General features: G+C 71.2%; 3 protein-coding genes and 2 pseudogenes. 1 reads left to right on the top strand and 4 read right to left on the bottom strand.

The window, feature by feature from the left end; all coding sequences use genetic code 11:
• The 3 genes and pseudogenes from B7767_RS24840 to B7767_RS24830 form a co-directional block, all read right to left on the bottom strand.
• Nucleotides 1-318 (bottom strand): annotated as a pseudogene (locus tag B7767_RS24840) (hypothetical protein); the annotation flags it as partial.
• A 276-nt stretch (nucleotides 319-594) separates the two neighbouring features.
• Nucleotides 595-1,221, bottom strand: a complete 627-nt coding sequence (locus B7767_RS24835) for an NUDIX hydrolase (protein WP_085574148.1) — start codon at nucleotides 1,219-1,221, stop codon at nucleotides 595-597.
• A 119-nt stretch (nucleotides 1,222-1,340) separates the two neighbouring features.
• Nucleotides 1,341-2,990, bottom strand: a complete 1,650-nt coding sequence (locus tag B7767_RS24830) for a CTP synthase (protein WP_085574147.1) — start codon at nucleotides 2,988-2,990, stop codon at nucleotides 1,341-1,343.
• Between the two features lie 462 nt (nucleotides 2,991-3,452).
• Here B7767_RS24830 and B7767_RS24825 point away from each other — a divergent pair, with 462 nt between their 5' ends.
• The gene (locus tag B7767_RS24825; protein ID WP_085574146.1) at nucleotides 3,453-5,255 is read left to right on the top strand and encodes a glycoside hydrolase family 15 protein; all 1,803 of its coding nucleotides are present in this window, start codon (nucleotides 3,453-3,455) and stop codon (nucleotides 5,253-5,255) included.
• Between the two features lie 108 nt (nucleotides 5,256-5,363).
• Here the strand turns inward: B7767_RS24825 and B7767_RS24820 are convergent.
• Nucleotides 5,364-5,712 (bottom strand): annotated as a pseudogene (locus B7767_RS24820) (LLM class F420-dependent oxidoreductase); the annotation flags it as partial.

Below are 5,712 nucleotides of genomic sequence, written 5' to 3'. Positions count from 1 at the left end.
CTCCCGCGCGACGCGCTCGACGGGCACGCGCGTGCCGTCGGGTTCGCTCAGCCGGGCGCGCAGCACGCCGTCGGGGTAGCGGTCGGCGACCTGGCGCACGAGTTCCCCGGCGAGGGCGCTCCGGCCGGAGCCGGGCCGGCCGGCGATGAGCAGGACGCGCGCACGGGGCGCCTTGCGGCCGGAGAGGGTGTCCAGTCCGGCGCGCTCGATGTCGGCGCGCAACTCCTTCAACTCCCTGGTACGGCCCAGGAATCGACCCTCGTCGGCGACGTCCCGAAGGAGCCGCACACCGTCCGGGTCCACCGCCTGATCCGTCACGGGCCTCACTCCCGTCCCACCGCGCGCGCAAGCCCGCCGGGGCTCCGGACCGGGCGTTTTCCAGAGCCTAGTTCACGCTCCGCGACGTTCCGTGAGGAGCACTGCGGCGGGGCAGGACTCCCCCCGATCGGATCAACCGATCGTAAGACCGTCAGCCCGACGGCACCGGAGGCGTCGGCCCCTCCGGAGGAGTCGGAGGAGCGGGGTTCGGGGCGGAGGCCCCGGGTCCGGGACGGGATGGGGCGGCGAGGGCGCTCAAGGGGACCCCCGCCGGCGTCAGGCCTCGAACGGCCTCGCCGGCCACGGCGCCTGAGCCGGACGCAGCGCGTCCAGGCCGTCCCCGGCCCGCGCGGCGACCAGCGACAGGACGCCCACCACCAGGCAGTTGTTGTGCAGCTCGCCGGCGAGCACGCCGCGCACCAGCTCCTCGGCCGGGACCCGGGCCAGTTCCATGTCGGCCTCCTCGTCCTCGACCTCGAACCGCTCGCCCTCGGCCTCGGACAGCCCCCGCGCGAGGAAGATCCGTACGGCCTCGTCGCAGCCGCCGGGCGTGGTGTAGACGTCGGTCAGCACCCGCCAGTCCTCCGCCTTGACGTGCGCCTCCTCGTACAGTTCGCGCTGGGCGGCGTGCAGCGGGTTCTCTCCGGGCACGTCGAGCAGGCCGGCCGGGATCTCCCACAGCCTGTGGCGCACGGGGTGGCGGTACTGGCGCAGCACCAGCACCCGGTCGGCGTCGTCGAGGGCGAGTACGGCCACGGACCCGGGGTGGACCTGGTAGTCGCGGTGGACCACGGTTCCGTCGGGCATGACCACGTCGTCGGTGCGGACGGAGGTCTTGTTGCCCGTGAACGGGGTCCCGGTCCCGCGGACCTCCCACTCCTCCGGGGTGTCCTTGATCGTCATGGCTGTCCTTCCCGACGTACGGCGGCCGTGCGCGTGCCGTGCGTGAACATGTGCGAAAAAGTGGCCGGGGCGCGCACCTCTTGAAGGTTCGCGCCCCGGCAACCGTACAACCGGGTGTGTTACTTCGAGATCTTCCGCTCGACCGCGGCCTTCACCAGGCCCGCGAAGAGCGGGTGCGGACGGGTCGGCCGCGAGCGCAGCTCCGGGTGCGCCTGGGTCGCGACCAGGTACGGGTGGACCTCGCGCGGGTACTCGACGTACTCGACGAGCTTGCCGTCCGGGGAGGTGCCGGAGAAGACGATGCCCGCCTTCTTCTCCAGCTCCGCGCGGTAGGCGTTGTTCACCTCGTAGCGGTGCCGGTGGCGCTCCTCCACGTACTCCTTGCCGTCGTACACCTCGCGCACGATGGAGCCCTCGGCCAGCTTCGCCGGGTACATGCCGAGCCGCATGGTGCCGCCCATGTCGCCCTCACCGGCGACGATGTCCATCTGCTCGGCCATGGTGGAGATCACCGGGTGGGCGGTGCCCGGGTCGAACTCGGTGGAGTTGGCGTCGGAGACGTCCGCGAGGTTGCGCGCGGCCTCGATCACGATGCACTGCAGGCCCAGGCACAGGCCCAGCAGCGGGATGCGGTTCTCGCGGGCGTACTTGATCGCGCCGACCTTGCCGAGGACACCGCGGTCGCCGAAGCCGCCGGGGATGCAGATGGCGTCGACGTCGCCGAGCTGCGCCTGGGCGCCGGCCGGGGTCTTGCAGTCGTCGGAGGTGACCCACTTGATCTTCACGCGGGCCTTGTTGGCGAAGCCGCCCGCGCGCAGCGCCTCGGTGACCGAGAGGTAGGCGTCGGGCAGGTCGATGTACTTGCCGACCAGGGCCATGACGATCTCGTGGTCGGGGTTGTGGACGCGGTCGAGCAGGTCGTCCCAGGTCGTCCAGTCCACGTCCCGGAACGGCAGGTCGAGCTTGCGCACGACATAGGCGTCCAGACCCTCGGCGTGCACGACCTTCGGGATGTCGTAGATCGAGCGGGCGTCGGGGCAGGCCACCACGGCGGCCTCGTCCACGTCGCACATCAGCGAGATCTTCCGCTTGATCGCGGTGGGCACCTCGCGGTCGCAGCGCAGCACGATCGCGTCCGGCTGGATACCGATGTTGCGCAGTGCGGCGACCGAGTGCTGGGTCGGCTTCGTCTTCAGCTCACCCGAGGGGCCGATGTACGGCAGGAGCGAGATGTGCACCACGAACACGTTGTCCCGGCCGACCTCGTGCCGGACCTGGCGGACGGTCTCCAGGAACGGCAGCGACTCGATGTCGCCGACCGTGCCGCCGACCTCCGTGATGACCACGTCGACCTCGTCGGTCGCCATGCGGCGGATGCGGTGCTTGATCTCGTTGGTGATGTGCGGGATGACCTGCACGGTGTCGCCCAGGTACTCGCCGCGCCGCTCCTTGGCGATCACCGTCGAGTAGACCTGGCCGGTGGTGACGTTGGCCGAGCCGTCCAGGTCGCGGTCGAGGAACCGCTCGTAGTGGCCGATGTCCAGGTCGGTCTCGGCGCCGTCGTTGGTGACGAAGACCTCACCGTGCTGGAAGGGGTTCATCGTCCCCGGGTCGACGTTGAGGTACGGGTCGAGCTTCTGCATCACGACGCGCAGACCCCGGGCCTTGAGCAGCATGCCCAGGCTGGAGGCGGTGAGCCCCTTGCCGAGCGAGGAGGCGACACCCCCGGTGACGAAGATGTGCTTGGTCGTCGAGGATTTGGGCGGCATGGCCAAGAGGGGGCTCCCGTGGTCGCGGCTTGTGGGTGCGGTTCCGGGGCTTTCTCGCCCACCGGTCCACGGGCTACCAGCGTATCAGCGCCGCGGGGGGATGGCGCCCGGCCACGCTCCGCGCACGCGCCGCCACGGACGAGCACCGCACACGGGACCCTCACTCGTTGGTCACTCGTTCGGCGGAGCCCGGTTGTCCGGAGCGGCACACAGATCATCTACGTGCGTCGTATCCTGCTCGGACACTCGCTGCCGAGCCCGGCCGGCCGAACGGCACCACCCCCGCCCGTGACCTCCGGAACAACGTGAGCTCGTCAGTTCGTTGAGCAGAGATCGGCACTTTGCATGCGAGGCTGGGCGACTGCTTTGCTTCACAGCTCAACGACGCAATTCAAAACCCCTTGACCGCACCAAGCGACAGCCCCCTTGAGGGGTGACGTGGCCGTTCGACTGGAGTTGCACGTGGCCGGGCGCATCGAAGACTACGCACTCATCGGAGACATGCAGACCGCCGCGCTGGTCTGCCGGGACGGCACGGTGGACTGGCTGTGCCTGCCCCGTTTCGACTCCCATGCCATCTTCGCCGGCCTGCTGGGCACCGAGGAGCACGGCTTCTGGCGGCTGGGCCCCGCGCACGCCGACGACGCGGAACCGCCCGCGGCGACCCGGCGCGGCTACCGCGGCGACTCGCTGATCCTGGAATCGGAGTGGGACACCCCGCGCGGCACGGTCCGGGTGACGGATTTCATGCCCCCGCGCGACGGGGCCCCGCAGCTCATCCGGATCGTGGAGGGCGTCTCGGGCCGGGTCCCCATGCGCTCGGCGCTGCGGATGCGGTTCTCCTACGGCAGGATCGTCCCGTGGGTGCACCGGCACGAGGGGCGCACGGTCGCCGTCGCGGGCCCGGACTCCGTGTGGTTCGACACTCCCGTGCAGACCTACGGCGAGTCGCTGACCACGTACTCGGACTTCACGGTCTCACCGGGCGAGCGGATCGCGTTCACCGTCTCCTGGGAGCCCTCGCACAAGCAGCCCCCGCCGCTGCCGGAGCCGGAGCAGTCGCTGGAGGCGACCGAGGAGTTCTGGCGCGAGTGGGTGGAGCACTGTACGTACCACGGCCCCTACCGCGAGGCCGTGATCCGCTCCCTGATCACGCTCAAGGCCCTGACGTACGCCCCGACCGGCGGCATCGTGGCCGCGCCCACCACCTCCCTGCCGGAGGACATCGGCGGCGTCCGCAACTGGGACTACCGCTACACCTGGCTGCGGGACGCGGCGATCACCTTGTCGTCGCTGCTGCGCACCGGCTACCGCGAGGAGGCCCGCGCCTGGCGCGAGTGGCTGCTCCGCGCGGTGGCGGGCGACCCGGAGAACCTGCAGATCATGTACGGCATCGCCGGTGAGCGCGAGCTCGGCGAGGCGGAGCTGGACTGGCTGCCCGGCTACGAGAACTCCGCCCCGGTCCGGGTGGGCAACGGCGCCGCGCACCAGCTCCAGCTCGATGTGTACGGCGAGGTCACCGAGGCCCTGCACCTGGCCCACATGACCGGTCTGGCCCGCAACGACTACGCCTCGCTGCTCCAGCTCAAGCTGATCCGCTACCTGGAGAAGCACTGGCAGGAGCCGGACGAGGGCATCTGGGAGGTGCGCGGCCCGCGCCGCCACTTCGTGCACTCCAAGGTGATGGCCTGGGTCGCCGTCGACCGCACCATCAAGCTGATCGAGTCCGGTGACGCCGACGGCCCGCTGGAGGAGTGGAAGCAGCTGCGCGACGACATCCACCGGGACGTGTGCGAGAAGGGCTACGACAAGGAACGCAACACCTTCACGCAGTCCTACGGTTCCGAGGAGCTGGACGCCTCCCTGCTGCTGATCCCGCAGGTGGGCTTCCTGCCGCCGGACGACAAGCGCGTGATCGGCACCGTCGAGGCGATCCAGAGCGAGCTGTCCACCTCCGACGGCTTCATCCTGCGCTACCCGACGGAGGGCAAGGACGAGGGCGTCGACGGCCTGCCGGGCGACGAGGGCGCGTTCCTCGCCTGCTCGTTCTGGATGGCGGACGACCTGGCGATGATCGGCCGGGTGGACGAGGCGCGGAAGCTCTTCGAGAAGCTGCTCTCCCTGCGCAACGACCTCGGCCTGCTGGCAGAGGAGTGGGACCCGCGCCTGCAGCGCCAGGTCGGCAACTTCCCGCAGGCCTTCAGCCACGTCCCCCTCATCGACACGGCCCTGCGGCTGACCGCCTCGGGAGCGTACGGGGGCTGAGGCCCGCCCGCCCCGGGAAGACCCGTCGGCGGTGCCTCCCGCGCCTTGTGGCCGGCCCGGGTGGGGGCGAGGGGGCCCCTCCGGGGGCGCGTACCGGGGCCCGTGACCTCAGCGGGACCCGGACGGAACCCCCCGGCCCGGCGCGAGCGCCGTCAGGGTGCGTTCACCGTCGGGGTCGCCCGCCGTGGCCGGGACCAGGGCGAGCTCGTCCAGGCCGGCCGCCGCGTAGGCGTCCATGCGGGCCCGTACGGTGTCGGGGGTGCCGATCAGGCCGACCGTGGCCGCGGCCTCGACCGGCAGGGCCCGGAGCAGCGTGTCGGCGTCGGCACCCGTACGGGCCAGGTCGACGGCCTCGCCGAAGCCCGCCGCCGCGAACATCTCGCGGTAGCCGGGCACGGTGAGGTAGCCGACGACGCTGCGCAGGATCTGGGTGAGCGAGGCGGGGTCGGGATCGACG

It is taken from the genome of Streptomyces sp. 13-12-16 (genome assembly GCF_002114215.1).
In the GTDB taxonomy this organism is placed as follows: domain Bacteria; phylum Actinomycetota; class Actinomycetes; order Streptomycetales; family Streptomycetaceae; genus Streptomyces.
This window is presented reverse-complemented; position numbering and strand designations above follow the sequence as displayed.

Coding starts and splice junctions, on each gene's coding strand:
- B7767_RS24830 (WP_085574147.1), bottom strand. CDS start 2,990: ATGCCGCCCAAATCCTCGACGACCAAGCACATCTTCGTCACCGGGGGT.
- B7767_RS24835 (WP_085574148.1), bottom strand. CDS start 1,221: ATGACGATCAAGGACACCCCGGAGGAGTGGGAGGTCCGCGGGACCGGG.